The 24,164-nt window shown below is 62.4% G+C and carries 22 protein-coding genes; 9 read left to right on the forward strand and 13 right to left on the reverse strand.

Annotation, left to right across the window (positions count from 1 at the left end; genetic code table 11):
- The first annotated feature begins 252 nt into the window (after positions 1 to 252).
- Genes ACIPQ1_RS13645 through ACIPQ1_RS13655 form a run of 3 tightly spaced genes read left to right on the forward strand, consistent with a single transcriptional unit; the run spans position 253 to position 3,062 of the window.
- Complete coding sequence (locus ACIPQ1_RS13645) at positions 253 to 1,359, forward strand: GGDEF domain-containing protein (protein ID WP_186706392.1); 1,107 nt, start codon at positions 253 to 255, stop codon at positions 1,357 to 1,359.
- Complete coding sequence (locus tag ACIPQ1_RS13650) at positions 1,352 to 2,287, forward strand: iron-sulfur-binding ferredoxin reductase (protein ID WP_186706391.1); 936 nt, start codon at positions 1,352 to 1,354, stop codon at positions 2,285 to 2,287. Before ACIPQ1_RS13645 ends, ACIPQ1_RS13650 begins: the two co-directional genes overlap by 8 nt.
- A 28-nt stretch (positions 2,288 to 2,315) precedes the next feature.
- Complete coding sequence (locus ACIPQ1_RS13655) at positions 2,316 to 3,062, forward strand: enoyl-CoA hydratase (protein ID WP_446534298.1); 747 nt, start codon at positions 2,316 to 2,318, stop codon at positions 3,060 to 3,062.
- A 207-nt stretch (positions 3,063 to 3,269) separates the two neighbouring features.
- Here the strand turns inward: ACIPQ1_RS13655 and pyk are convergent, their stop codons facing one another.
- On the reverse strand, positions 3,270 to 4,721 hold the full coding sequence (gene pyk / locus ACIPQ1_RS13660; protein WP_446534299.1) for a pyruvate kinase: 1,452 nt from the start codon (positions 4,719 to 4,721) through the stop codon (positions 3,270 to 3,272).
- Positions 4,722 to 5,090: 369 nt separating this feature from the next.
- On the opposite strand from pyk, the gene ACIPQ1_RS13665 reads away from it, so the two are divergent.
- Positions 5,091 to 5,462, forward strand: a complete 372-nt coding sequence (locus ACIPQ1_RS13665; RefSeq protein WP_250965952.1) for a tetratricopeptide repeat protein — start codon at positions 5,091 to 5,093, stop codon at positions 5,460 to 5,462.
- A 285-nt stretch (positions 5,463 to 5,747) separates the two neighbouring features.
- Positions 5,748 to 6,107 (forward strand): PilZ domain-containing protein, encoded by a 360-nt coding sequence (locus ACIPQ1_RS13670; RefSeq protein ID WP_446534300.1) that lies wholly within the window; start codon positions 5,748 to 5,750, stop codon positions 6,105 to 6,107.
- 156 nt (positions 6,108 to 6,263) lie between these two features.
- On the opposite strand, the gene ACIPQ1_RS13675 is transcribed toward ACIPQ1_RS13670, so the two are convergent.
- From ACIPQ1_RS13675 to ACIPQ1_RS13710, 8 genes are all read right to left on the reverse strand, one after another.
- On the reverse strand, positions 6,264 to 6,611 hold the full coding sequence (locus tag ACIPQ1_RS13675; protein ID WP_186706387.1) for a DUF6124 family protein: 348 nt from the start codon (positions 6,609 to 6,611) through the stop codon (positions 6,264 to 6,266).
- A gap of 457 nt (positions 6,612 to 7,068) precedes the next feature.
- Entirely contained in the window at positions 7,069 to 8,400 is a 1,332-nt protein-coding gene (locus ACIPQ1_RS13680; RefSeq protein ID WP_250963389.1) for a DUF58 domain-containing protein, read from the reverse strand.
- 289 nt (positions 8,401 to 8,689) lie between these two features.
- Complete coding sequence (locus ACIPQ1_RS13685; RefSeq protein WP_250963390.1) at positions 8,690 to 9,697, reverse strand: AAA family ATPase; 1,008 nt, start codon at positions 9,695 to 9,697, stop codon at positions 8,690 to 8,692.
- Positions 9,698 to 9,793: 96 nt separating this feature from the next.
- Positions 9,794 to 10,981 (reverse strand): Fic family protein, encoded by a 1,188-nt coding sequence (locus ACIPQ1_RS13690; protein ID WP_446534301.1) that lies wholly within the window; start codon positions 10,979 to 10,981, stop codon positions 9,794 to 9,796.
- Positions 10,982 to 11,139: 158 nt separating this feature from the next.
- Positions 11,140 to 12,303 (reverse strand): DUF4350 domain-containing protein, encoded by a 1,164-nt coding sequence (locus ACIPQ1_RS13695; RefSeq protein WP_446534302.1) that lies wholly within the window; start codon positions 12,301 to 12,303, stop codon positions 11,140 to 11,142.
- Positions 12,300 to 13,850: a DUF4129 domain-containing protein gene (locus ACIPQ1_RS13700; RefSeq protein ID WP_446534303.1), complete on the reverse strand. Its 1,551-nt coding sequence runs from the start codon at positions 13,848 to 13,850 to the stop codon at positions 12,300 to 12,302. Before ACIPQ1_RS13700 ends, ACIPQ1_RS13695 begins: the two co-directional genes overlap by 4 nt.
- The gene (locus ACIPQ1_RS13705; RefSeq protein ID WP_186706381.1) at positions 13,837 to 14,811 is read right to left on the reverse strand and encodes a stage II sporulation protein M; all 975 of its coding nucleotides are present in this window, start codon (positions 14,809 to 14,811) and stop codon (positions 13,837 to 13,839) included. Before ACIPQ1_RS13705 ends, ACIPQ1_RS13700 begins: the two co-directional genes overlap by 14 nt.
- Positions 14,808 to 15,533: an RDD family protein gene (locus ACIPQ1_RS13710; protein ID WP_411385490.1), complete on the reverse strand. Its 726-nt coding sequence runs from the start codon at positions 15,531 to 15,533 to the stop codon at positions 14,808 to 14,810. Before ACIPQ1_RS13710 ends, ACIPQ1_RS13705 begins: the two co-directional genes overlap by 4 nt.
- Positions 15,534 to 15,906: 373 nt before the next feature.
- Between ACIPQ1_RS13710 and sbcB the strand changes: the two genes are divergently transcribed.
- Complete coding sequence (gene sbcB / locus ACIPQ1_RS13715; RefSeq protein ID WP_411385489.1) at positions 15,907 to 17,343, forward strand: exodeoxyribonuclease I; 1,437 nt, start codon at positions 15,907 to 15,909, stop codon at positions 17,341 to 17,343.
- Between the two features lie 83 nt (positions 17,344 to 17,426).
- Here the strand turns inward: sbcB and mvaT are convergent, their stop codons facing one another.
- Positions 17,427 to 17,804, reverse strand: a complete 378-nt coding sequence (gene mvaT / locus ACIPQ1_RS13720) for a histone-like nucleoid-structuring protein MvaT (RefSeq protein WP_003205091.1) — start codon at positions 17,802 to 17,804, stop codon at positions 17,427 to 17,429.
- Between the two features lie 306 nt (positions 17,805 to 18,110).
- Here mvaT and purU point away from each other — a divergent pair, with 306 nt between their 5' ends.
- Together purU and ACIPQ1_RS13730 are read left to right on the forward strand one after the other, a co-directional pair.
- Positions 18,111 to 18,959 (forward strand): formyltetrahydrofolate deformylase, encoded by an 849-nt coding sequence (purU, locus tag ACIPQ1_RS13725; RefSeq protein ID WP_446534304.1) that lies wholly within the window; start codon positions 18,111 to 18,113, stop codon positions 18,957 to 18,959.
- A gap of 233 nt (positions 18,960 to 19,192) precedes the next feature.
- Complete coding sequence (locus ACIPQ1_RS13730) at positions 19,193 to 19,366, forward strand: hypothetical protein (protein ID WP_446534305.1); 174 nt, start codon at positions 19,193 to 19,195, stop codon at positions 19,364 to 19,366.
- 4 nt (positions 19,367 to 19,370) lie between these two features.
- Here ACIPQ1_RS13730 and ACIPQ1_RS13735 read toward each other — a convergent pair whose 3' ends face one another.
- Genes ACIPQ1_RS13735 through ACIPQ1_RS13745 form a run of 3 tightly spaced genes read right to left on the reverse strand, consistent with a single transcriptional unit; the run spans position 19,371 to position 22,268 of the window.
- Positions 19,371 to 20,366, reverse strand: coding sequence for a lysylphosphatidylglycerol synthase transmembrane domain-containing protein (locus tag ACIPQ1_RS13735; RefSeq protein ID WP_446534306.1), 996 nt, complete (start codon positions 20,364 to 20,366; stop codon positions 19,371 to 19,373).
- Positions 20,363 to 21,130, reverse strand: a complete 768-nt coding sequence (locus ACIPQ1_RS13740; protein WP_446534307.1) for a DUF2334 domain-containing protein — start codon at positions 21,128 to 21,130, stop codon at positions 20,363 to 20,365. Before ACIPQ1_RS13740 ends, ACIPQ1_RS13735 begins: the two co-directional genes overlap by 4 nt.
- A gap of 16 nt (positions 21,131 to 21,146) precedes the next feature.
- On the reverse strand, positions 21,147 to 22,268 hold the full coding sequence (locus ACIPQ1_RS13745) for a glycosyltransferase family 4 protein (protein WP_446534308.1): 1,122 nt from the start codon (positions 22,266 to 22,268) through the stop codon (positions 21,147 to 21,149).
- Positions 22,269 to 22,564: 296 nt separating this feature from the next.
- On the opposite strand from ACIPQ1_RS13745, the gene ACIPQ1_RS13750 reads away from it, so the two are divergent.
- Positions 22,565 to 24,055: a helicase HerA-like domain-containing protein gene (locus ACIPQ1_RS13750; RefSeq protein WP_411385486.1), complete on the forward strand. Its 1,491-nt coding sequence runs from the start codon at positions 22,565 to 22,567 to the stop codon at positions 24,053 to 24,055.
- The last annotated feature ends 109 nt before the right edge of the window (positions 24,056 to 24,164 follow it).

Raw genomic sequence — 24,164 nt, forward strand, 5'->3', positions numbered from 1 at the left:
TGTTTTGGGCCCGCCGCGGGCTGCCCCGCGGCCCCCTTTTTTTCCCCCCCCCCCCCCCCCCGCGGGGCCCCCCCCCCCCCCGCCACAGGGATATCAGGGGCGCGAGCCACTGCGTCAATTGGGCCATTGCTTTGACGCCATTTTTCTGCTCCAGAATTGAATGGTCATTTGTCCTACACGCCACTAAAGTGGCGTCTGGCCTGTAGCGTAGGACGCCTCCTGTCAGTTTCCTTTCCCATGGTGAGTCAACGATTGACCCATAACGCCATTCAACGTCTTTTGCTGAAACGCTTCGCTTTGGCGGCCGCGACGTACGCGCTGGCACTGGTTTTGTTGTGGCTGGCATTTTTCAGTGGGCATTACCTGGACTCGTTGCGCGGTGTCATCATCGGCAGCGTGTTGGTCGTGCTGTGCCAGGCCGGGCTGTTCACATTGTTTATCACCGACCGCAACCTGCGCTTCGCCGACCCCAGCCTCACCGAAGTCCAGGTGTTGATCGGCCTGGGCTGGCAGACCTGGATGATGGCGCACCTGGACCAGGCCCGAGGCGTGTTCCTGGTGTTTTATGTGCTGATTCTGTTGTTCGGGCTGTTCCACCTGTCACGCCGGGCCTTTGTGCGCTGCGCGTCGCTGGTGTTCATCAGTTTCACCGCGATTACCCTCTGGGACGGTTATTTCTTCAGGCTTCCCGATCCCACCTTGGCCGGGTTGCAGGTGGCCGTGCTGTTTCTCGTGCTGGTGTGGCTGGTGTTTTACGCCCGCTACGTCCAGACCTCACGCCAGCGCATGCGCCAGCGGCGGTTTGCCTTGCAGGCGCACCAGGACACCTTGCGCGGCATGATGCGCCAACTCGAAGACCTGGTGGCCACCGATGAGCTGACCGGGCTGTTCAATCGCCGGCATTTCCTGCGCCTGGCCTCCCGCGAACTCAACACCCTCCGGCCCGGCGTCGCCCATGGCCTGGCCCTGATCGACCTTGACCATTTCAAGCGCATCAACGACCTGCACGGCCACGCCGCCGGCGATCAAGTGTTGCAGGCGTTCGCCGCTGTCGCCACGGCGTGCCTGCGTGAAGGCGATGTACTGGCTCGTTATGGCGGCGAGGAATTCGTCATGCTGCTGCCCGCTTGCGACCCCCAGCGCCTGACGGCCTGTTGCGAGCGGCTGCGGCTGGCGTTCACCGAAGTCGAGCTGATCGGCCTGCAGGTCGGCGCCCTCAGCCTGTCGGCGGGCATGACGATGCTGGACATGGGCGATGACCTGGACAACGCGTTGCAGCGGGCCGACCAGGCCCTGTACCGTGCCAAGCGAGACGGCCGCAATCGGTGCGCCGCCGCTTGGGAGAACGTCGATGCCTGAACTGACAGTCGCCGGTCGACACTGGACGGTGGCGGCGGGCAGTAATCTGCTGGACGCCTTGAACGGTGCCGGCGTGCCGGTGCCCTACAGTTGCCGCGCCGGGAGCTGCCACGCTTGCCTGGTGCAGTGCGTGGGTGGCGACGTGCGTGACAGCCGTCCCGATGCCCTGAGCCCGACGCAGCGCGACCAGGGCTGGCGGTTGGCGTGTCAATGCCAGGTGGTGGAGGATGTGCAGATCCACACCTTCGATCCGCAACGTGACGGCCAGGCCGCCCAGGTGATGGCAGTGGATTGGCTGGGCGGCGAGGTGTTGCGCTTGCGCGTCACCCCCGAACGGCCGCTGCGGTATCGGGCCGGGCAGCATCTGGTGCTGTGGGCCGGCGAGGTGGCCCGGCCATATTCCCTGGCAAGCCTGCCCGAAGAAGACCGTTTCCTGGAGTTCCACCTCGATTGCCGTGAGCCCGGCCAGTTCATCGAGGCGGCCCGGCAGATGAACGCCGGCGACCCGATCCGCCTGGGCGAGCTGCGCGGTGGCGCCTTGCACTACGATCCCGACTGGCATGCCAGGCCGCTGTGGCTGCTCGCCGCCGGGACGGGCTTGGCGCCGCTGTTCGGCTTGCTGCGCGAGGCGTTGCGCCAGCATCACCAAGGCGCGATTCGCCTTATTCACGTGGCCCATGATGCGGCCGGGCATTACCTGGCCAAACCCCTGGAGGCGCTGGCGGCCAAGCATCAAAACCTCTCGGTGGAGCTGCTGACCGCGGCCGAGGCGCCGTCCGCCTTGGCGCAACTGCGGCTTGTTTCCCGGCAAACCCAAGCCTTACTCTGCGGCCATCCCGACCGGGTCGAGGCCTTTGCCAAGCGTTTGTACCTGGCCGGCTTGCCGCGCAATCAACTGCTGGCCGACGTCTTCCTGCCCCGTGGTTGAGCGCTGATTTCCAGACGCGAGACCGACCATGACCGAAACCCTGTTGTTCGACCGTGAACGCGGCCTGCTGACCGTGCGCTTGAACCGCCCGGACAAGAAAAACGCCCTCACCCGGGCGATGTACAGTCAATTGGCCCATGCCCTGACGATGGCCGACACCGACCCGCAGATTCGCGCGGTGCTGCTCACCGGCTCCAGCGATTGCTTCACCGCCGGTAACGACATCGTCGACTTCCTCGAACAGCCGAACGACCTCGATAACCCGGTATTCCAGTTCATGCTCAGCCTGCTCGATTGTCGCAAACCGGTGATCGCCGCCGTGGCCGGGCCGGCGGTGGGCATCGGCACGACGTTGCTGCTGCATTGCGACCTGGTCTACGTCAGCCGGGATGCGCGGCTGCGCATGCCGTTCGTCAACCTGGGTTTGTGCCCGGAGTTCGGCTCCAGCCTGATCCTGCCGCGGCTGCTGGGCCAGGCCAAGGCTGCGCAATTGTTGCTGTTGGGCGAGGGCTTCAGTGGGGAACAGGCGGTCGCATGGGGCATCGCCACCGAGGCGCTGGACAATGGCGAAGCGGTGTTGGCCAAGGCCAGGGAAGTGGCATTGCGCTTCGAATCGCTGCCGCCGGAAGCGGTGCGCATCAGCAAGCAACTGATGAAAGCGCCGGACCGGGAAGCATTGCGCAAGGTGATCGAAGAGGAGGGCAAGTTGTTCACCCAACGCCTGCGCTCGCCCGAGGCGGTGGCGGCGTTGTCGGGGTTTATCAACAGGCGTTGAGTTTTTTGGTGCCTGGTCCGGCCCTATCGCGAGCAAGCTCGCTCCCACAGGGTTTTGTGTTGAACACATTATTGATGAACACCACAGACCTACTGTGGGAGCTTGCTCGCGATGGCGGCAGCACAGGCAGTACAGGCTTCAGAAGACAAAAACCAAAAAGCCCCACCATTCACATGGCAGGGCTTTTGTTTTTCAGCGCTCGGTCACTCAGACCATCGGGTCGCCAACGTGCAGGATCTTCATCCCGTTGGTGCCGCCGATGGTGTGGTAGCTGTCGCCCTTGGTCAGGATGACCCAGTCGCCGGTCTGCACCACGCCGCGCTTGACCAGTTCATCCACCGCCGCCTGGCTGACTTCGCCCGGTTGCAGGGCCGCCGGGTCGAACGGCACGGTGTAGACGCCACGGAACATCGATGCGCGGGCCTGGGTTTCGCGGTGTGGGGAGAACGCGTAGATCGGCACCGAGGAGCGGATGCGCGACATGATCAGCGGCGTGTAACCACTTTCGGTCAAGGCGATGATCGCCTTCACGCCCGGGAAGTGGTTGGCGGTGTACATCGTCGCCAGGGCGATGCTTTCGTCGCAGCGCTCGAAGGTCTTGCCGATGCGGTGGCTGGAGGTCTTGCTGGTCGGGTGCTTTTCAGCGCCGATGCAGATACGCGCCATGGCCTGCACCGCTTCGAGCGGGTAGAGGCCGGCGGCGCTTTCGGCCGAGAGCATCACGGCGTCGGTGTAGTCGAGCACGGCGTTGGCTACGTCGGACACTTCGGCGCGGGTCGGCATCGGGTTCTGGATCATCGACTCCATCATCTGGGTCGCAACGATCACCGCTTTGTTGTGGCGGCGTGCATGCAGAATGATCTTCTTCTGGATGCCCACCAGCTCGGCATCGCCGATTTCCACGCCCAGGTCGCCACGGGCCACCATCACGGCGTCGGACGCCTTGATCAGGCCGTCGAGGGTTTCGTCGTCGGCCACGGCTTCGGCGCGTTCGATCTTGGCCACCAGCCAGGCGGTGCCGCCGGCTTCGTCGCGCAGTTGACGGGCGTATTCCATGTCCGCCGCGTCACGGGGGAAGGACACGGCCAAGTAGTCGACTTCCATTTCCGCGGCCAGCTTGATGTCGGCCTTGTCTTTTTCGGTCAGGGCTGGGGCCGTCAGGCCACCGCCGCGACGGTTGATGCCTTTGTGGTCCGACAGCGGGCCGCCGATGGTCACGACGCAGTTCAGTTCGGTGGCGGTAGCGGTCTCGACGCGCATCACCACGCGGCCGTCGTCGAGCAACAGCTCGTCGCCCACGCCACAGTCCTTGACCAGGTCCGGGTAGTCGATGCCGACCACTTGCTGGTTGCCTTCGGTCAGCGGGTGGCTGGTGGAGAAGGTGAAGGCGTCACCGATCTTCAGCTCGATGCGCTTGTTGGCGAATTTGGCGATACGGATCTTCGGGCCTTGCAGGTCACCCAGCAGGGCAACGAAGCGGCCGTGCTTGGCAGCGAGGTCGCGCACCAGCTTGGCACGAGCCTTGTGCTCGTCGGGGGTGCCGTGGGAGAAATTCAGACGGGCAACGTCCAGGCCAGCCAGAATCAGCTGTTCGAGAACTTCCGGCGAATTACTGGCCGGGCCAAGGGTAGCGACGATTTTGGTGCGACGGACGGACATGCAAGACTCCTCAAGTTCAAGCGCCAGCGAAGGCTACTATGCTCTTTGGGTGTAGTCATTGTTCATATGCACTACTTTTTCGTTTGTTTTTCGAAATGAACATTCCTGAAAATTTTTGCGCCTTTAACTTACTTAAGCCGAACACTGCTCTTGTGGCGAGGGAGCTTGCTCCCGCTGGGTTGCGCAGCAGCCCCAAAAAACAGGGCCGCTGCGCGCCCCCGCGGGCGGCCGCTGCCACGCCACCCACGGGGTGACCCTCGGGGGGGTTTAGCAAGCTCCCTCGCCACACAGGTGTTCACCATGGGAGTGTTTTCGGCTGAAGATTTTCCCCGCCAGGTCGATACAGAGCTCAAGACAGGAGAACCTCCCATGCGATTCGTGCTTTTTGTTGCCCTGGCCCTGAGCGTCACGGGCTGTACCCGTTGGTCAATGAACCACCACATGAACCTGGCCTACAAGGCCTATGACCGTGGCAATTGCGAGCAGGTCATGCTTGAGCTGTCCAAGGTCGACCGCGCCAGCCGTGCCCGCCGCTATATGCAGCCGGAAGTCTCGATGCTGCGTGGCCAGTGCCTGGAGCGGCAGAAGCTGTTTATCGATGCCGCGCAGACCTACCAGTTCATCATCGCCCAATACCCTAACAGCGAATACGCGTTCCGCGCTCGTGCCCGGCTCGAAACCCTGCAGAGCCTGGGTCATTACCCGAGCCGCAGCGCGTCGGCGATCCGTCCTGCTTCTTGACCCCCCTCCCGTGGCCAGGAGTAATCCTGGCCATCCGTCCTCTGCCCGTCGTGTTTATGAAAATTAATATATGGGACTGGTTGCCATCTTAGCTTGGGCTATATTTGTACAAGTCATGGCTAGAGCAACATCTCTACTTTTTCAGAAGCACCTGAGACCGGCAGAAGTAGGCTCATAGACGGTTTTAGCGTCTGGCACCGGGATTGGGGAGAGCGGGCTCGCTTGGGTTCGTTCCGAAGTGATCGGTTGGCCCGGTATGTGGCCGCTAAGAAAGCGATACAGGACATGTACAAGGAACGCCGAATCGAACGGCATCAATTGCCGTATTTCCTCAGAGTATTCAACGCTGTCAACGACAGGCCCATCGGTTTCCTGGGCAATGTTTCCGAGAATGGGCTGATGTTGATCAGCCATTTACCGTTGATGGTCGGTGCGGATTTTGACTTGCTCCTGAAAATCCCCGCCGAGGAAGAACCGCAGCAAAACATCCAGTTGAAAGCCAGGTGCCTGTGGTGCCATGAAGACGTGACGCCACAACATTTCGATGCCGGTTTCAGCCTGCTGGCGGCATCACCGGACTATGGGCAACTGGTGAGCGCGTTGCGGCAGTATTTCAGTTTCTATCCGTTGCCGGCGTCGGCCTGAGCATTTAGCTGTCACTCACTTTGTGGGAGCGAGCTTGCTCGCGATAGCGGTGGATCAGCTTGCAGCAATGCTGAATGTACCGCCGCCATCGCGAGCAAGCTCGCTCCCACAGGGCAGTCATCTATCCCTATAGCTTTTACAGGTCATTCGGCTTTTTTAGCGCTGAACCCTCGCTTCGTTATCCAGCATCTTCTCCAGCAACAACACCCCCATCTCGCCCATTTGGTGAATCGCCAACGCCAGGTTGCGCGGGGCGCCTTCCAGGTCTTCCGATAGATCCAGGATCAACGTGCTTACCGAACAGAAGGTTTCGTAGGTGTGGGCGAGCATGCCTTCGGGGTCGGCGTCGGGGGCGACGATGAAGTAGTCCGGTTGTTTGTAAGGTTTTTTGTCGGGTTGGCCGTGGTTGGGCTTGAGGTAATAGTCCAGGGCTCTTTGGGCGGCTTCGTCGAGCTTTTCGGGGTCGGGGGTTTCGTGGGGTGGATTTGGAGTCGGCTTGATCATATTCACTTTTCCATTATGAGGCAGCCACCCGGTTCGCGACTAAACGAAGGGTGGCGGCTGGACGCAGGTTAGTCGACCGGTGGAAAAGTGAAGACCGGCGCGCCCGAGGGCGCCCTGCGCACAGCCACCATCAAGTACGGGGATAGAGAACCCGACTGGATGAAACTTGTGCACATCACTTTTACCACCGGGCGACTAAACCCGATCGCTGAATATCAGCGACGCGAATCAAGTTACGGGGCGAGGCCAAGGTGCACAAGCCGGCGGATTCTGGCGGATCTGTAGTCCGTTGCGCAAGGCGCTGTAGTTAATCGGACTTTTGCTGTCTCGCTGTAGGACCAATGTGATCGGGCTGCTGTTTCAGTGCGAAGCGCTCCCCAAAAAAGGGGCTGCTACGCAGCCCAGCGGGAGCAAGCTCCCTCGCCACGGGTTCATCGTGTTACTTAAGTGATCAGCTTCAGGCGGTTCCGGCTTTTTTCCAGGCCAGGTATTGGGTCACCAGGGCCGCACCCAATTCGCTGGGGCGCGAATCCAGGGTTGGCACGCCGTGGGCGGCGAGCTGCTTGTGCAGCTCCGCCCGCGCATTCAAATAGTCCACCGTCCCGCAATAGGCCAAGGCCTCGGGCAAGGTTTGCACCGGTGCCTGGCGCAACCGGTCGAGGGCGTCTTCGCGCAGGCTGGCCACCAGCACCCTATGCTGTTGCCCCAGCCGTTTCACGGCCGCGAGCAATTGCGCATCGTCTTCATCCCGCAGGTTGGTCACCAGCACCACCAGGGCCCGGCGTTTTTGCCGGGCCAGCAGTTCGGTGACGGCGGCCTGGTAGTCGGCGGGACGTTGGCTGCTGTCGAGGTCGTACACGGTGTTAAGCAGGACGTTGAGTTGGCCGGTGCCTTTGACCGGGGCGAGGTAGCGGCTTTGCTCGCTGGCGAAGGTGCTCAGGCCCACGGCATCGCCCTGGCGCAGGGCGGTGTAGCTGAGCAGCAGGCACGCGTTGAGGGCGTGGTCGAAATGCGCCAGCTCGCCGTCCTGGCTGCGCATGCGTCGGCCGCAGTCGAGCATGAAGATGATCTGCTGGTCGCGCTCGTCTTCGTATTCCCGGGCGATCGGCGTGCGATGGCGGGCGGTGGCTTTCCAGTCGATCTGGCGCAGGCTGTCGCCCTCGCGGAATTCGCGCAATTGATGGAATTCCTGCCCCTGGCCGCGGCGTTGCCGCTGGCGAATGCCGAGCTGGCTGAGCCAATTGTCCACCGCCAGCAACTGGCCGTCGTAGAGCCTGGCGAAATCCGGGTAGACGCGGGTGTGGTCGACGGCGTCCAGCAGGCGCTTATCGGTCCACAAGCCCAGCGGGCTCGGCAGGTTGGTTTCGCACTGGACGAAGGTAAAGTGACCGCGCTTGAGCGGGCGCAGGCGGTAGCCGACCTGGCTGCGCTGGCCGGGTTGCAGTTCGACCGACTGCGGCAGGTTTTCGAAGTCCAGGCCATCGGGAACATGATCGAAAAGCTGCACGTGCAGCGGCTGGGCAAAGTCGTGGCTGACTTCCAGGCGGACATCACCCCAGCGGCCCAGGGCCAGGCTCCCGGGCATTTGCCGTTGCACCCGCGGCGAGGGCAGGCGCCGGACGCGCACCGCGTCGAGCAGCGCCAGGGCCAGCAAGGCCAGCAGCAACCCCCAGTTGATCGACAGCAGCGTCGATGGCACCGCGATGCCCAGCGCTCGCAGTGCGCCGAGCACGATACTCACGCCCAGCAGCACGGCGAGCCAGGTCAGCAGCAGGCGTGAGGGTTTCATCGGCGCATGCCCTTGCAGGGGATGTTTGCCTTGGCAAAGAAATTTGCTGCAGTGAGGTTTCCTGTGGCGAGGGAGCTTGCTCCCGCTGGACGCGCAGCGTCCCTTGGCGGTGTGTCAGATAGAACTTGGGGGCTGCTTCGCAGCCCAGCGGGAGCAAGCTCCCTCGCCACAAAAAGCATGCCTGCCACAAAGAATTTTCCTGGCACAAAAAGCATTCCTGGTACAGAAGACATTCCTGCCATAGAAGGTATTCCTGGCACAAAAAGCACGCTTGGCACAGACGCCCTCATCACAACCGCGGCGCCGGCACTTGATCAAGCAACTGCCCCAGCACCTGATCCACCGACAGCCCTTCGATGTCCAGTTCCGGTGCCAGCCGCACGCGATGGCGCAGTACGGCCAGGGCGCAGCCCTTGATGTCGTCCGGCACGACGAAGTCGCCGCCGCGCAACAACGCCCGGGCCCGGGCGCAACGCACCAGCGCAATCGACGCGCGAGGCCCGGCGCCGAGGGTCAGGCCCGGCCAACTGCGGGTGGTGCGGGCCAGGCGCACGGCGTAGTCGAGCACCTGGTCGTCCATCGGCAGGTCGCTGGCGATGCGTTGCAACGCTTGCACGTCCTTGGCCTGCAACACCATGCGCAGCGGTTGCACATCGAGCATGTCGGCGCGGGTCGAACGGCTGACCTGGCGGACCATGTCCAGCTCCTGGTCGGCATCCGGGTAATCCATGCGCACCTTGAGCATGAAGCGGTCGAGCTCGGCTTCCGGCAGCGGGTAGGTGCCTTCCTGTTCGATGGGGTTCTGGGTGGCGAGGACCATGAACGGCTGGGCGATGGGCAGGGCACGGCCTTCCAGGGTGACCTGGCGCTCCTGCATGGCTTCGAGCAGCGCGGCCTGGGTCTTGGCTGGCGCACGGTTGATCTCGTCGGCCAGCAGCAGATGGGTGAACACCGGGCCCTTGCGCAGCTTGAACTGCTCGGTCTGCAAGTCGTACACCGCGTGCCCGGTGACGTCGCTGGGCATCAGGTCGGGGGTGAACTGGATGCGCGCGAACTCGCCGTTGAAACAGCGAGCCAGGGCCCGCACCAGCAAGGTCTTGCCCAATCCGGGAACGCCTTCGAGCAATACGTGGCCACCGGCGATCAATGCCGTGAGCACATCGTCGATCACACTGGCCTGACCCACCACCGCCTTGCGTAGCTCGGTGCGGATGGCCTGGGCCAACTGACTGGCGCGCTGGCGCTGTTGGGCGGCGTGGGCCTGGCCGTCGGCAGGTTCGTTCTGTTCAGTCGTCAATTCTGGCGTTCTCCTAACGGTTAAATCCTATTTACTCGTGATCTAACGCTTTCATCCTTCAGTGCCGGGCAGTGATAGCTGAGTCGCTGGCACACCTTAGCCCATCTGAAAATGCAGGTTTGGAAAGATTAATCCGGCGAAGCGTGCGGGCAACCCCGCTTCCACCGTTCGAGACCGGGGGGTACTGCTAACCACGATCCCCGCTTCGATCAAGCGGCCCAGCTCTTCGGTTGCCAGCCGATCCTTCAAGCCTGTGAATACCTTGAACTCCGCCCGCGGCATTACGCCCTGAGTGAGAAGCGCCAGTACGGCAGCAGCACTGGTGGGTCGGATGCCGGCACGGCGAAGCTCAGGATCCGTCGAGAACACATGAACAACCTGTTCGCGCAGCTTGGCCGGGTTTAGCGAGGTCGTCATGTACTCGATCTGGTCGTGGCAGACATCGAGCATGAACTCGATGAAGTTGAAGTAGTGACGCTGTGAGAGTTGGCCGCGCCCGTCATAGTCACCTTCGCGAGGGCGATCAGCCAGGGCCAGGAAGCGATAGTACTCATCTTGCCTGCGAGCCAGGCCGCGAGACAGTGACCAAAGAAAAGGTTTTAGCCCGAGGTGAACCAGTTGCAGGTGGGTGAGCATCCGAATCACTCGACCATTGCCGTCCAGGAAGGGGTGAACAAGCGCCACCCGGTGATGGCCTGCCAGGGCAGCGATCAATTGGCGCCGCGGATCCCTGATTCGTCCGTAGTGCAACTGCAGATGCTCAAGCATGGGCAATACAACAGCCGCCGAGGGAGCGACATGCGCGCCAACCTGGACCTGTTCGTTCTCTTCGGCCCGCAGCCTGCCGGGTTCCATCAGGCGCCCATCGCCCAGGGTCAGTTCCTGCTTGGACGCGTCCTTGAACAGACGACGATGGATGGCCGCGATCAACTTGGGATCGAACAGCGCGGAGAAATTGTCCGCTGGCCGCATACGAAGTAGCCGCTCCATCACTTCCTGCTGCGTCATGTGGTGCACGGCCAGCTCTTTGAGTTCCTTTCTTTCCCGTTTTGGTGTCGTGCGAGCAACTTGGAGGTCGGCAATCTCGGTGCGATGCCCTTCGATCAGGTTCGAGTAGTAGGTGTTGGTGATGCGCAACAGGCCCGCCAGTTGCCTGGATGTCTCATCGGCCAGACGTCCGGCCAGAAAGGCTGCCTTGCGTGGCAACTGATCCGCGGCCTGAATGAGCGAGTCGGGCAGGTTTTCTGGCAGTACGGGATCCAGGTACGTTTTCGAGGTGATCATCGTTTGCTTCCAGCGAACATAACGGCTATTTATTGGGTAATGCCTGCGGAAATTTTTGCGGAAAATAAAATGGCTTGTAACGCCTGTTATTACTAGCTGTAGCGATATCGTACGGTAGGCGATTTCCAGTGATTTTGCGGATTTTTCTGCGGAAAAATCTATAAGGCATTCCTAAGGCTTTGCAAATGGGCGACCTGGCGGCAGAACTCGGCGCCGGACATCCGCTGTTTCGGCCGTGGGCTCAAGGCCTGGCTGATGGCCCGCGTCGGTTGTCGGGTCAGGCGGGCGAGTACCTGCCACTGTTCGGCGACGGCCAGTTGTTCGAAACCTGGGTGAAGGTGGCGTGCCCGGCGCAGCACGTCTTGCTGCAAGGCGTGCAACAGGTGCTGCTGGCCGTTGTGGCGCAGGTGGAAACCGGCGCTGGCCTGCACGTGTTCTTCCAACTGGCGCCGCGCCTTGGAGGCGGGGGGTTGCAGCGGGCCATGGCGCACCGCCGAATGCCAGAACCACAGGGCAACCAGGGCCAGCAATGCCACCAGCGCTTGGGGGAAATAGCGCAGCAACAGGGTCAGCAGGTCGTCGTGGTCGGTATTGAACAGCAGCGTGACGTCCCTGTCGGCGCTCAAGTACCAGAGCAGCCAGGCGTTGTCGTACTGGTCGATCGCATCGTTCTTCCACAGCTCGGCATCGGTGAGCACGGTGATCGAGCCCAGGCCGAGGGTCAATTGCATCATGTGGGTCGACGACGCGCTGTTGGCCCAGGCCTGGGCCAGGTTATGCGGGTCTTCGAGGTGAAAGTCGGTGTCGAAGCCGATATAGGCCGGCGCCTCTTCGTCTTCCAGGTAGAGCTTGGTCAGTTCCGGATAACGGTCCTTGATCAGTTCGGGCGCGGGCTCCTTGAGGTCCTTGCTGAGGAATTGGCGCAGGCGCACGCGGTCGAGCAGCAGGTCGCCGCTGTTGCCGGCGCTGTCGTCCCACAAGGCTTCGGCCACGAAGAGCAAGCGCCCGCCGGCCCGGGTCCAGTTCATCAATCGGTCGACTTCCCGGGGCGTCATGTGGGTGCGCTCGCCCAGCAACAGCAGGCTGTGCTGGCGAGGCTCCAGGGTGGGCAATACATCCAGGCTGTTGGCGTGCTCGACGTTGATGCCCCGCTGGCGCAGGAAATGCTCGGCGGCCAGGTAAGGGTTGGCCTGGGCTTCGGGAGAAGGGCCGTGCTCGACGACCTCTTCATAGGGCACGGCTTTGGCGTAGAGATAGAAGCCGAATGCGCCCACCACGGCGGCCAGCACGGCGCCGATCAGCCACCCCGCATGCCGGCTCATCGAGACGCTCCCGGACCGAATAGCCCGCGCCAGCCGTCACACAGTTCCTGTTGCAGGTGGGTCGGCGGTGGGCGATGCCCGTAGGCAATGTTTTGCCAATGCAGCGTCAGGGCTTTGCTGAAGCCCAGCAGGTCGTCCTGCTTGAGCTGTTCGACGCGTTGCAGCACCTGGCCTTCGGTGTCGGACGGTTTCAAGGGGATCTTGAAGTCATGATGCAACCGGCTGAGCAGCGCCCGGTACAGCAGGCCCAGGGCTTCACGGGGTTGCGTGGCCCACAGTTGTTCGACGCTGGCGGCGATGTCGGTCGGCAGGCTTTCTTCACGGATATCCAGGCCGAACATGCGTGCCGGCGCCGCTCGTTCCACGGGCAGGCGTGGCGTCGGTCGGCGATTGACCAGGGCCTTGAGCCGTTCCCGATAGTGCCAGGCCAGCCAGACGATCGCGCCTATCAAGCAGGCCCACAGCGCGATCTGGATCAGCCCGGCGGCGATGTCGAAGCGTTGGCCGCCGAGCCATTTGAACAGGGCCTTGAGCCAGCTCGGTTTGGCCTCGGTCTCTTCGGTCTCCTCGGCGGGTTCAGCGGTGTCTTCGCCGAAACGATAACGGGTGATGGTCTCGGAGTTCTTGAAGGGCGGGGCGTCGAGGATCGCCTCGATGCCGTCCCGGGAGGCTTCGCTGGTGAGGGGCTGGTTGAGCAGCCGCGGGCTGTCGGGGCCGTTGGTGTCCTCTGCGGCAAACGCCGGGGGCGCCAATGGCAGCATCACCAGGGCCAGGAGCAACAACACCGGGGCTACGCCGCTCAGCCGTTGGCGAAGGCGCCGGAACACCAGTTCGATGTCCCACGCCTCGAGGATCGTACGCCGGTTCAGGTAGAGGCTGAAGCCGCAGGCGACGTACACCGGTTCCCACAAGATCAGCAGCAGCGGATACAGGAAGTTGACCAGGTGCTCGAACCACAACCAGTCGTGTTCGGCTGCGGACACCAGCGTCTCCCAATCCCATTGCAGTTCGACTTGTTGCGGCACGAACAGATAGAACAGCGCCATCAGGCCGAACCACAGGGCGGTTTCCAGGTGCATGCCGATGATGGTCAACCATTGCGAAGCGCCACGGTTGCGTTGCAGCAATACCCGTATGCGTTGCTCCCGCGCTTCACCGGCGAGCCCTTCGAGTTGCACCACCGGCAGCAGGAAACTGCGGCTCAGGCTCAGCCGGCGCCAGGTCAGGCTGGCCAGCAACTGGGGCTTGAGCAGCGCTGGCCATTGGCGCAAGGCCTGCCTCAAGGTCGGGGTTTCGCCAAACAGCGCCTTGGACAGAATGTACAAGGGCAGACGGTCAAAGGCCGGCTTCAGCCACCAGAACAGCATCACCACCAGGGACGGTGAATCCCACAGCAGCAGGGTCAGCAACAGGTACACCGGTAGCGTGATGATCGCCCAACTGGTCATCAGCAGGCGTCGATGCTGCTGGCTCATCAATACACCCAGGTCCATGGCTTCCCAGGTGGTGCGTGGGCGGATGACGACGGTGGCATCACTCAGGCGCATGGCGGACCCGTCCGGCAAACGACAGATAGCTGATCACCAACAGCCATAACAACGCGCCCACCGTGTATTTGGTGGCGGGCGTCACGGCGCTGGAGGACCAGTAGGCCTCGATGAACGCGGCGATGAGCAGGAACAGCATCACGCCGCCGATCATCAGCACGCTTTTGCCCGCCGCGAGCCGCAAGGCCTCGCCCCGGGTCAGGCGTCCCGGCGCGATCAAGGCCCAGCCCAATTGCAGGCCCGCGGCGCCCGCCAGGGCGATGGCGGTGAGTTCGAAGGCACCGTGGCCGATCACGAACGACCAGAACGTTCCCCCCGAGCCGATCTGGGTCAGGTGCCCGGCCACCGCGCCGATGGTCAGGCCATTGAAAAGCAGGAAGAACGCGCTCCCGAGTCCAAACATCAAGCCACTGGCGAACGTCTGAAAGGCAATGCCGATGTTGTGCATGATGTAGTAGCCGAACATGACCCAGTCTTCGCTGGCGGCCCGTTCGACCGAGCGCCCCAGGTGCCCGGAGGCAGGGTCATACATGCTGCGGATCTGGCTGATTTCGTCGGCGCCCAGCACGCTGTAGACCAGTTCCGGAAACAGATAGACCAACAGCCCGATGCCCACCAGGCTGCCCAGGAACATCAGGCTGGCGGCCAGCACAAAGCGCCATTGTTCACGCACCAGGCGAGGGAAACCGACCAGGATGAAGGCCGAGAGGCTGGCCGAGGGGCGGCTGCGATCCCGGTAGAGTTGCTGATGACCGCGTAGCGCCAGTTGTTGCAGGGTGTCGACCAGCAAGCTGCTGTAGCCCCGGGCCTGGGCCAGTGCCAGGTGATGGCAGAGCCGTCGATAGGCAGCGGGGAAATCACCGCTCTGGGGCACGTTGCGGCTGCGCTCCAGTTGATCGAGTTGTCGGGACAGATGCTCCCATTCGCCTTGGTGGCGGCTTTCGAACAGGCTTTGCTTCATGTCGGCCCCAACAGGCCACGGGCGATGCCATTGAGTTCGGCGGTGGCGTTCGGCCCCTGGACGTTCAGTGGCGCAGCCAGGATCGCCGCCAGTTCGTTGACCCGCGCCCGTGACAGTTCTGCCTGGCGTTCGGCGAAGCCCAGCACGGCGCGTTGTTCATGCAAGTTCAGGGTGAAAGGCGTGCGTATCGGCGGGGCCATGGGCAATGCGGGGCGTTTGACAGGTTGTTCGCGATACACCACCAGCGTGCCGGCCGCGAGATCGCCCAGGCGCTTGAACGCCGGATGCTGCAGGCAGCAAATGGCCCCGAAGGTGTAGCCAAAGGGCAGCATGTCGACGAAACGCAGCAGGTTGCGGATCAACGACGCCGACCAGCCGATGGGCCGGCCATCGTCCTGCACCACGCGCAGCCCCATGATCTGCTTGCCGGGAGAGCGCCCCTGGTTGAGCACCTCGAACAGCACCATGTACCACCAACTGACGACAAACAGCAGGATGGAACCCAGGCCGAGCCCCAGCTCACCGAAAAACGCCAGGACCAGGAAGAAAAACCCCAGGACCAGCCCGCGAATGCCCAGGTCGATGGCGAAGGCGATTGCACGCGGCATCAACCCCGCCGGGCGCAGCGGCAGGTCGATGCCTTCCGGCGTTTCAACCTGATAACGCGTGTCCAGGGGCGCGGGCAGCGTCGCGTTCCTTTGCAGTGCTGGTGTCTCGAGCATGGGCAACCTGTGATGGGCCAGACCGAATGTTCAATCTCGGCCCAGATGCTAGCAGTCTTCGCGCGGGCAAACGATAGAACTGTGTGGGTCATTTCATGGTTTGCAACAGGATTGGGAGGGCGAACACGGTCTGTACCTCCATGCCGGGATTGCACTCGCGGGCACCGCAGACCAACTGTGGGAGCGAGCTTGCTCGCGATGACGGCAGCCCATTCAACAGGGATGCAAGCTGACCCACCGCCATCGCGAGCAAGCCGCTCCCACATGGGGCATGGGGTGGACCCGTGTGTTGGCATTCAAAAGTTACAGCACTGCTGGTCGCAGGCGGGTTCGAGCGCCTAGACTTCGCCAGTCTTCAGTTCAGGAACAGCCCGTGACTTCCATCTTCTGGTACGACTACGAAACCACCGGCATCAACCCGCGTTGCGACCGGCCCTTGCAGGTGGCGGGTATCCGTACCGATTTCGAGCTCAATGAAATCGACGAACCGGTGAACCTGTATTGCCGGCCCAGCGATGACATCCTGCCGCATCCGGCGGCCTGTGCGATTACCGGCATTACCCCGACCTGCCTGGCCGAAAAAGGCTTGAGCGAAGCCGATTTCATGACCCGTGTCCACGACCAACTGGCCGCGCCCGGTACCTGTGGCGCCGGCTACAACACCCTGCGCTTCGACGATGAAATGACCCGCTACAGCCTCTATAGAAACTTCTTCGACCCGTACGCGCGGGAATGGCAGGGCGGTAACAGTCGCTGGGATCTGATCGACCTGGTGCGCGCGGCCTATGCGCTGCGCCCACAGGGCATTGTCTGGCCGCAGGAAGACGGTCGCGTCAGTCTCAAGCTCGAACGCCTGACCGCCGCCAACGGCATCGACCATGGCCAGGCCCACGACGCGTTGTCGGACGTGCGTGCGACCATCGCCCTGGCTCGCCTGATCCGCCAGCAGCAGCCCCGGCTCTACGACTGGCTGTTCCAGTTGCGCAGCAAACAGAAGGTGATGGACCAGATCCGCCTGTTGCAGCCGATGGTGCATATTTCCGGTCGCTTCTCGGCGGCGCGCAACTACATCGGCGTGGTCCTGCCCCTGGCCTGGCATCCGAAAAACCGCAACGCCCTGATTGTCTGCGACCTGCACCTGGACCCCCAGGGCTTGTTGGACCACGACGCCGACAGCCTGCGCCAACGGTTGTATACCCGCCGTGAAGAACTGCTCGAAGGTGAGCTGCCAGTGCCGCTCAAGCTTATCCATATCAACAAATGCCCGGTGGTCGCGCCGTTGTCGGTGCTGCGCCTCGAGGACCAACAGCGGCTGGCGCTGGACATGGAGGGTTACCAACAGCGGGCATTGCGGCTAACTGACGCACAGAAAGTTTGGCAAGATAAACTTCAGGCTATTTATGGCCACGAAGATTTCACCGCCAGCGAGGATCCCGAGCAACAGTTATACGCAGGCTTCTTGGGCGACCGCGATCGGCGTTTATGTGAACAAGTGCGCATGGCGGACCCGGCGCAATTGGCTCAAGAGCGCTGGCCTTTCGATGATGAGCGTCTGCCGGAACTATTGTTCCGATATCGCGCACGCAACTTTCCAGACACCTTGGATCCCGAAGAGCAGGGGCGTTGGAGACTTTTCTGTCAACAACGTCTGTCCGCCCCGGAATGGGGAGCACCTAATACCTTGCAAAGTTTTGACGAGGCGATGGGAGAGTGGCTGGACCTGTCGACACCCATGCAGCGAGAAGTACTCATGCAATGGCAAGGCTACAGCCAGCAATTGCGCAAACGTTTAAGCCTTGAGTCGCTATGAATTGAAAAGATGACAGGCATAAAAAAACGCCAGCAATCGCTGGCGTTTTTTTGTTCGCAAAGAAGCATGCGACGCGGCGAGGCTTAGCCCAGCAGGGTTGCCCAGCCTTCTACCACGTCACCGCCCCACTTGGCTTTCCACTCTTTCAGCGTCTTGTGGTTGCCACCTTTGGTTTCGATGACTTCGCCGTTGTGCGGGTTCTTGTATTGCTTAACTTTGCGAGCGCGCTTGGTGCCAGTAGTTTTGACGGCGCCACGTGGCGCTTTGCTCGACTTGGCTTCTGGATCCAGCAGGGCAATGATGTCACGCAGCGACTTGGAGTATTCGCCCATCAGCGTGCGCAGTTTGCCTTCGAATTCCAGCTCGGTTTGCAGTTTGTCGTCTTGCGACAGATTTTTCAGGCGAGCTTGCAGTTCTTTGATGGCTTCTTCTGTGGCGCGGTATTCATTGATCAAGGACATGTGGACTACCTTATGTAGGACGCGGGTGACAAGGAGACAGTGCGGCAATAGTAATCAGACAGTTTCATCAAGTAAACATTTAACCGATGTTTTATTTAATTAATTAGTGCTGCACCACAAAAAAGCCTGTTGCAGTTAAATACCGTGACAGTGTCTTCACATCTATTCACACATATAGCCGGCCTTGCCAGGCCTCGCCGGCCATGGCCTGGGGCGGTCGCCCAGGCTCCGGCGTGTCATCGATACTGCAGTTTTGCCGCGCAATGGCTAGAATGGCCGCCTTTGCGAAGTTCTGGAGTTTCCCTAATGCGCACTTTTCGTCTGGTGATTGCTTGCCCGGACCGCGTCGGCATCGTTGCTAAAGTCAGTAACTTTCTGGCGTCCCATAACGGCTGGATCACCGAAGCGAGCCATCACTCGGACAATCAAAGCGGTTGGTTTTTCATGCGTCACGAGATCCGTGCCGACTCGCTGCCCTTCGGTATCGAAGCCTTCCGTGAAGCGTTCGCACCCATTGCCCAAGAGTTCTCGATGGACTGGCGCATCACCGACACCGCGCAGAAAAAACGCGTGGTGCTGATGGCCAGTCGTGAGTCTCACTGCCTGGCTGACCTGTTGCACCGCTGGCACAGCGATGAGCTCGATTGCGACATCGCCTGTGTGATCTCCAACCATGATGACTTGCGCAGTATGGTGGAATGGCACGGCATCCCGTACTACCATGTGCCGGTCAACCCGCAAGACAAGCAGCCGGCATTCGCCGAAGTCTCGCGGCTGGTCAAGCAGCACGACGCCGAAGTGGTGGTGCTGGCCCGCTACATGCAAATCCTGCCGCCGGCGTTGTGCCGCGAGTACGCCCATAAAGTCATCAACATCCACCACAGTTTCCTGCCGTCGTTCGTCGGGGCCAAGCCGTACCACCAGGCCTCGATGCGTGGTGTGAAGCTGATTGGCGCCACCTGTCACTACGTGACTGAAGAGCTGGATGCCGGCCCGATCATCGAGCAGGACGTGGTGCGCGTCAGCCACAGCGACAGCATCGAAGACATGGTGCGTTTCGGCCGTGACGTCGAGAAAATGGTGTTGGCCCGCGGTCTGCGTTATCACCTGGAAGACCGGGTGCTGGTGCACGGCAACAAGACCGTGGTCTTCTGACTACACTTCGAAGGGCCTGGACGAGCGATCGCCAGGCCTTTTCATTGACTAAAGAACAACGATGCCCCGTGGCGAGGGAGCTTGCTCCCGCTGGGCTGCGAAGCAGACCCAAAACCATTCAACACCGTGCACCGGGGAAAAGAGTAGGCAGGCTTTACGACTGCTGCGCAGCCGAGCGGGAGCAAGCTCCCTCGCCACAGTGATTCATACCGCTCAAGGAGCAACGCTGCGCCATGACCGATCCATTGGACAAAGCCACCTCCAAGGCCCCAGCCACCCTGGGCGAAGGCTGCCTCAGCCGCTACGACCCTGACGCATTGAGCCCGGAGGACGGCACCGAGTTTCCCGACGCCGCGCAATTGTGGGAGCAACTGCATCCCCAGGACGAGGCCGAACAAAAGCCGTGACCGGTCAGGCTTGCCTGAGCCTGATCAGCTTCTTGATCAACGGCCGCCCGACCATCAGGAAAAACACCGGCCCGCCGGCCACCAGGTAGAAGTAATAGGTCACCGCCCGCCAGATCAGGATCGCCGCCGCCGCGGTGGACTTGCCCACCATGGGCGCCAGCAGCGCCGCCGAGGTCAGTTCGGCCGCCCCGGCGCCACCCGGCAGCAGGCTGAACTGTCCCGCGCTCAAGGACAGCATCTGGATCAGGAAACTCCAGGCCCACTGCAAGTCCGCCCCGAGTCCCTTCAAGGCCAGGTACAACACGCTGTAGCGCAGCGCCCAATGCAGGCAGGTCAGGCCGAAGACCTGGAACAGGGTCCGTCGCGGCAATTTCAAGGTGTCGGTGAACGCCGCGAGGAAGTTCAGGATCTTGCGGCCCCAGCGTCGGCGGGTGGTGGTCTTTACCCGCAAGTGCCGCAGCACCCGAGCGCCCAGCAGGATCAATCGACGATGATAACGCGCCACCAGGACGCAGCCGAACAGCCCGCCAAACAATGAAATCGCGCTCAACGCCAGCATCCATTCCAGGCGCTGGCTGAGGTTCTGGAACAGCGCGTAGAACAGAATGCCCCCCAAGGCACAGAGGAAGAACAGCAAGTCGCTCAGTTGATCCATGGCGAACACCGCGCTGCCATGGGCCGGGCGCACGCCGTTGCGCGCTAGCAGGGCCATCAGCGTCAGCGGGCCGCCACTGCCGCCGGGCGTCGCGCACATGGCGAACTCGGTGGACATCACCACGCCCATGCTTTTCCACCGGCCGATGCGTCCACGGTATTCACCCAGCAACAGGCGCAAGCGTACGGCGTTCAAGCCCCAGCACAGCACGATCATGCCGAGCATGGCCAGCAGCAGCGACAAGGGAAAACGCTGCACCCGCGACCACATTTCCCCGCCGCCGACCAGCAGCGGCACCAATAGCGCCGTGAGCAGCGCGGCGCCCAGCCAGATCAGCCGTTTCATGCGGCGCTACGGGCCAGCAACCCCTGGGTCGCCAGCCAGCCGACCTTGGTCATCGGCACGCGACCGTCGTTGAGCAGGCGTTCGAGGGTGCGCAGCCAATAGTCGCGGGAAAATCCGTGGCGCATGTCCACCGGGTGCAAGCCAAGGCGAATCACCGGGGCCTGGCGCCAGCGCTGTTCACGCTGGTCGCTGATGACTTTCGACAGGCCACGGCGCCAGGCGCTGCGGGCACTCCAGACCAGGCCCGGCGCGTCGATGGCGGTGAAGTCGGGCAGGCGATAGAGGTGTTGGGTATCGCTGGTGTAGCTCAGCGGCAACTGGCGCAACGCCCGACGCGTGCCTTCGCTCATCAGCCAGGCCGGGGCGACGAAACCTTCCAGCGGCCAGTGGTAACGCTCAAAGGTGTCGATCCCGGCGCGCAGGCGGGCGAGGGCGGCTTGCTCGGACAGGTTGTAGAACTCCCCTTCGTGGGTATAGACCCGGCGCATGAACCAATCCTTGGGGTGACGGGCAACAGGGCCGTCGTCGCAATGGTAGTAGCCATGCAACACCAGCTCATCGCCACGCTCCACCCGACTGTCGAGCAGGCGCCGAAAGCCGGGGTGAGCCTCCAAGGCATTGTTGCGATGAAAATCCGGCACCACCAGCCAGGTCATCGGCACCTGGCCGAGGGCATCGACGGCCTCGACGAAGGGCTGGTAATCGGGCCAGGTTTGCGGAGCCACGTCGTGCAGCACCAAAAGCACGCTGGGTGAGGAACTCATCGACACGGACCTCGCCTCAACCATTGGCCAGCAGCGGCAGCTGTTCGCCGAGCACGGCGTGGTAATGCCCCAGCAAACTGTTGACCACGGTATCCCAGGCGTAATGCCGTTCCACATGCCGGCGCGCCAGTGCACCACGGCGCTGGCAGCCTTCGGCAAACAGTTGCCGCACGGCATTGGCCATGGCCTGCGGGTTGTTGGGCGTGCACAGCAGGCCACAGTCCTCATTGACGATTTCGGTGAAGGCCCCGGCCGCCACCGCCACCACGGGAATGCCGCTGGCCATGGCTTCGAGGATCACCAGGCCGAAAGTTTCCTGGTCACCGGCGTGCAACAGGGCATCGGCGCTGGCCATGAGCCGGGCGACTTGCGGCGCCGGGCAGAACTCATCGACCACCGTGACGTTGTCCGGCACCACGGCGGGCATCGACGAGCCCACCAGCAACAGGTGATAGCGCTCGCCCAGGCGTTTCATGCACTTGAGCAGCACCGGCAGGTTTTTTTCCTTGGAGCCGCGACCGGCGAAAATCAGCAGGCGCGTGTCTTCGGCAATGCCCAGCTCGGCCCGCAGTTCCGGGTCGCGGGCGGCGGGGGTGAAGGTTTGCAGGTCGACGCCCAAGGGTTGCACGAAGACGTTCTTGATCCCCAGCCCGGTCAGTTTGTCGGCCATGACCTGGCTTGGGGCCAGGACCCGGTCGAAATTGCCATATAACTTGCTGACGTAGGCTTCGATGTTGGGAGTGAACCAGTTGCCCATGCGGTTGCTCACCAACAATGGCAGGTCGGAGTGATAGAAGCCGATGACGGGCACATCGAGCTGACGACGGGCATCCAATGCGGCCCAGGCGGTGAGGTACGGGTCGCCGACCTCGATCAGGTCCGGCTGCAGATCGCGCAGGACATTGCGCCACGGCGCCAGGCGAAGGGGAAAACGATAGCCCTTGCCGAACGGCAGCGCAGGGGCCGGAACCTTGTAGATTCCGTCGTGCTCGCTCAAATGCGCGCCGGGAATCAACAGGCTGTGACGAATACCGGGCCGATCGCCCAGGCGCCGGTGCTTGGCATCCAGGTAAGTGCGCACGCCTCCGCTGGCAGGGGCGTAGAACATGGTTATGTCCGCGATATGCACGATGAACATCCCTCCGGTCTGTGTTCTCCTGTGTTGACCTTCATGAAGAATAGATGTTCGGTTGGGGTTGTGGTGACGGGGTGTCAGTGGCGTATTGCTGGGTTTGACAGGGCCTCATCGCGAGCAAGCTCGCTCCCACACGGGATCTGTGCATACCACAACCCCCTGTGGGAGCGAGCTTGCTCGCGATAGGGCCAGCCCGGGTTCCCAGCTATTATTCCTGCTGCCGAGGCCTTAATGCCCCAGGCATGCTTTTATATAAGCGTGCAAAATGGCGTCATATCGCAAACACCACGGGTGACCACATGCCTGACTCATCGCAACTCGTTATCGGCGCCGACCTCAGCGGCCAGCCCATCGGCCAGGCCATGCGCCTGGCGAACCGCCATGGCCTGGTGGCGGGCGCCACCGGTACCGGCAAGACCGTCACCTTGCAGCGCCTCGCGGAAATGTTCAGCGATGCCGGCGTGGCGGTGTTCGCGGCGGACATCAAGGGCGACCTGTGCGGCCTCGGAGCGGCGGGCAACCCTCAGGGCAAGATCGCCGAGCGTATCGCGGGCATGCCCTGGCTCGATCACAAACCCCAGGCTTATCCGGTGACCTTGTGGGATATCCACGGCCAGTCCGGTCATCCGCTGCGCACCACCCTGAGCGAGATGGGCCCGTTATTGATCGGCAGCCTGTTGGAACTGACGGACAGCCAGCAATCGGCGCTCTATGCCGCGTTCAAGGTGGCCGACCGCGAAGGCCTGTTGCTGCTGGACCTCAAGGACCTGAAGGCGCTGCTCAATCACCTCAAGGACAATCCCGAGTTACTGGGGGATGATGCGGCGCTGATGACCACCGGCTCCAGCCAGGCGCTGCTGCGGCGCTTGTCCACCTTGGAGCAGCAGGGCGCGGACGCGTTGTTCGGCGAACCGGCCTTGCAGCTTGAAGACATCCTGCAACCGGCCAGCGATGGCCGCGGTCGCATCCACTTGCTCGACGCCAGCCGCCTGGTCCACGAAGCGCCGAAGGTCTACGCGACGTTCCTGCTGTGGCTGCTGGCCGAGCTGTTCGAGCAATTGCCCGAGCGCGGCGATGCGGACAAGCCGCTGCTGGCGCTGTTCTTCGACGAGGCGCACTTGCTTTTCGCCGGTACGCCCAAGGCGTTGCAGGAACGCCTGGAGCAAGTGGTGCGGCTGATCCGCTCCAAGGGCGTGGGGGTGTATTTTGTGACCCAGTCGCCCGGCGACTTGCCGGACGACGTGCTGGCGCAATTGGGTTTGCGCATCCAGCACGGGTTGCGAGCCTTCACGGCCAAGGAACAGAAATCCCTGCGGGCGGTGGCCGATGGTTTCCGGCCCAACCCGCAGTTCGATGCCCTGGCGGTGTTGACTGAACTGGGCATCGGCGAAGCCCTGGTGGGCACCTTGCAGGAAAAAGGCACGCCGGAAATGGTCCAGCGCGTGCTGGTGGCGCCGCCGCAATCGCGGATCGGGCCATTGAGCGAGGCCGAGCGCGCCGGGCTGATCGCCAGTTCAGCGTTGCAAGGGCGCTACGACAAGCCGATTGATCGCGAGTCGGCCTATGAGGTGCTGATGGGGCGCAAGGGGCTGGAGCCCCAGGCCGAAGCGGTACCGAGCAAGCCGGCGGCTGAAGCGCCCAGCTTCACCGAACAAGCCGGCGAGTTCCTCGGCACGGCGGCTGGCCAGGCACTTAAATCGGCGATGCGCCAGGCAGCCAATCAATTGGGCCGGCAGTTGGTGCGTGGGTTGATGGGGTCGTTGCTGGGGGGCAGCAAGCGCCGCCGGTAGTTGGGACCGAGTCGCCGCCCTTCGCGAGCAAGCTCGCTCCCACATTGGAGCGATGTCGTACGAAAAATGTGCGTCCGCTGAGGATCCCTGTGGGAGCGAGCCTGCTCGC

It is taken from the genome of Pseudomonas sp. LARHCG127 (assembly GCF_052871455.1).